We start from the raw sequence: 2664 nt of genomic DNA, 5'->3' as shown, positions 1-2664 counted from the left end.
CGACGCTCCCGCTCGGAGAGCCCGCCCCAGATGCCGAACCGCTCGTCCTGCGCCAAGGCGTACTCCAGGCACTCCGCACGGACCTCACAGCCCGAGCAGATGCGCTTGGCCTCGCGCGTGGAGCCGCCCTTCTCGGGGAAGAACGCCTCCGGATCCGTCTGCGCGCACAGTGCGCGCTCCTGCCAGCCCTCGTCGCCCTCTTCCGAGGGATCGACCAGGGTGTCGATCAGACGCAGCCCTTCCTGTGGACCGACGTCGATCGGTTCGGGACCCTCCACTGGGATCCCGATCGTGCCCGTCCCCACGACAGACACGGTGTCCGTGAAAACGTCCACTCGCCCACCTCCCCGCGCCCCGGCGAATGACACCGACGTAAGTACAGCGGTGAAAGCCCCCTTCACGCAACCCGGGGCTGCCGACCGGGTGACGCTGTCCACCCCTTCGGTCCCCCGTTCGGCACAATGGGTCAAGTGCGCTCCGTACCGACCCGAATAAGCCCGTGGTTCCTGCTCCTCGTGGCGGTGACCGTCGTCGGCGCGGTGCTGTGCGCGGTGGGCACCCAGCAGGCGATCCAGGGCTCGTTCGTCCTGCTCACGACGGGTGTCGTGCTGCTCGTGCTGGGCGGCTGGTGCGTCTCGCTGTGCCTGCACGAATGGGGTCACGCGTACTCGGCGCACCGCGGCGGGGACGACGGCGTCGAGAACCGCGGGTACCTCTCGCTGGACATCCGCCGCTACGCGAACGTCGGGCTGTCCTTCGTGCTGCCCGTGGTGTTCCTGCTGCTCGGGGGCATCCCGCTGCCCGGCGGGGCCGTCTGGATCAACCAGTGGGCGCTGCGCTCGAAGCGGATCCGCTCCTTCGTGTCCTTCGCCGGACCGGCGATGAACCTGGTCATCGGGGTGCTGCTGAGCCTCGCCGTGATCTTCCTCCCGGTGAACGAGGGGCTCGCGATCGGGCTCAGCTGTCTGGCCCTGATCCAGATCCTGGCCTTCGTGCTGAACATCCTCCCGGTGCCCGGGCTGGACGGGTACGGCGTGATCGAGCCCTACCTGTCACCGCAGGCCCAGCAGCTCGGGGCGAAGGTCCGGCCGTGGGCGCCGCTGGTGCTGTTCGTGCTGGTCATCGGCGTGCCCGGCGTCTCACAGGCGCTGTTCGGGGTGGGCCAGTTCCTGTTCGCGCTGATCGGCGGGGACGCGCAGTACGCGGCCGCCGGCTACTCCCTGCTGCTGTTCTGGCGATGAACCGGAGCTGACTCCTCCGACGGAGTAACCGTTGCGCCGGACGGGGGATACGGCCGTCCAGCGCCTCAGCGCGCCATCTCGACCATCGTCGGAACGGTGTCACAGTCCGGCGGGAGGGCGTCGAGCGGCCACCAGGCGAGGTCCGCGGACTCGTCGCTGATCACCGGGACCGCGCCGGCGGGCGCCCGCACGAGGAACCGGACGTCCAGGTGCCGGGTCGGCAGCCCGAGCGAGCACGTGACCGGATGGACGTCGATGTGTAGCGGGTGCTCGGCGATCTCGAGCCCCGCGATCCCGGACTCCTCGGTCGCCTCGCGCAGCGCCGCCGCCCGCAGCGAGGGATCCCCGGGCTCGCAGTGCCCGCCCAGCTGCACCCAGCGGTGGAAGCGCGCGTGCAGGGTCAGGAGCACGTTCTCCCCCGGCGCGTCGAGCACCAGGGCCGAGGCGGTGAGGTGCCCGGGCTCGCACTCGCGCAGGCACGCGTCGTCGGGGCGGGCGAGACAGAAGGAGATCAGGGCCTGCTGGAGCGCGGCCTGCGCCGCATCGGGCGGAGCCCAGGCCCGCAGCTCCTCGACCGCTGTCGGGGGCTTCACCATGCGGACGCTCCTTCGGTGGGTCGGTGGCGGTGGTCGGCGGCGTCGGCTCAAGATCGCACGTTTCGTGCACTCAGCGCGGCAAGATCACGGACTGGGTGCTGTGAGCGCGGCCGACACAGCGCTGAGAGCACACAACCAGCGATCATGACGGGCAGCCGGCTCAAGATCGCACGTTTCGTGCACTCAGCGCGGCTCCATCCCCGGCTACCTGCACCGGACCCGGGCGACACCGCACCCCCAGCACACAACCCGCGATCATCACGGGCGCCGCTTCAAGATCGCACGTTTCGTGCACTCAGCGCGGCAAGATCACGGACTGAGTGCTGTGAGCGCGGCCGACACAGCACTCAGAGCACACAACCAGCGATCATGACGGACAGCCGGCTCAAGATCGCACGTTTCGTGCACACAGCGCGGCACGATCCCCGGCTGCACGCACGATAGCGACGGCCAAGACCCCGGTGCACCTCCGCACTCGGGATCCACTCACAGCTCGATCAGACCCTCGGCGGGGTCTTTCGGCTGGCGAGGGGTCAGCGGCTCCTCCGGAGTGCCGACGGCGATCGCGCCGAGGGGCTGCCAGCCCTCGGCCAGGTCCAGCGCCGCCCGCACCGTGTCCGCGGCGAAGAGCGTGGACCCCACCCAGCAGGACGCCAGGCCCTCCGCGGCCAGCGCGACCAGCAGCGACTGCACCGCTGCACCGCCTGCGACCGTGAACATGTCCCGTTCCGCGGCGTTGCGCTCGCCGTCCGGGTACTCGTGGAGCCCGTCGTCGGTGCGGAAGGCCAGCACCGCGGAGAGCACGGCGATCGGGTCGGCTTCCGCAG

General features: G+C 70.4%; 4 protein-coding genes. 1 reads left to right on the top strand and 3 read right to left on the bottom strand.

Translation table 11 applies throughout. The annotated features are described in order from the left end of the window. The coding region (locus tag H5J29_RS28460) for a WhiB family transcriptional regulator (RefSeq protein WP_181784070.1) at positions 1–236 on the bottom strand (236 nt) is incomplete at its 3' end. A 225-nt stretch (positions 237–461) separates the two neighbouring features. Here H5J29_RS28460 and H5J29_RS28455 point away from each other — a divergent pair. After that, entirely contained in the window at positions 462–1241 is a 780-nt protein-coding gene (locus tag H5J29_RS28455; RefSeq protein ID WP_181784069.1) for a site-2 protease family protein, read from the top strand. Between the two features lie 65 nt (positions 1242–1306). Here H5J29_RS28455 and H5J29_RS28450 read toward each other — a convergent pair whose 3' ends face one another. Continuing rightward, entirely contained in the window at positions 1307–1837 is a 531-nt protein-coding gene (locus H5J29_RS28450; protein WP_181784068.1) for an NUDIX hydrolase, read from the bottom strand. 486 nt (positions 1838–2323) lie between these two features. Next, positions 2324–2664: nitroreductase family protein (locus tag H5J29_RS28445; RefSeq protein WP_181784067.1), on the bottom strand; the 341-nt coding region annotated here is incomplete at its 5' end.

The organism is Pseudonocardia pini (assembly GCF_013870575.1).
GTDB lineage: Bacteria > Actinomycetota > Actinomycetes > Mycobacteriales > Pseudonocardiaceae > Pseudonocardia > Pseudonocardia pini.
Note: the sequence above shows the minus strand (reverse complement) of the source record. Positions and strands in the feature narration are given on the sequence as shown.

Bases quoted from the DNA above. Each gene is read 5' to 3' on its own strand.
- H5J29_RS28450 (WP_181784068.1), bottom strand. From the start codon at position 1,837: ATGGTGAAGCCCCCGACAGCGGTCGAGGAGCTGCGGGCCTGGGCTCCG.
- H5J29_RS28455 (WP_181784069.1), top strand. From the start codon at position 462: ATGGGTCAAGTGCGCTCCGTACCGACCCGAATAAGCCCGTGGTTCCTG.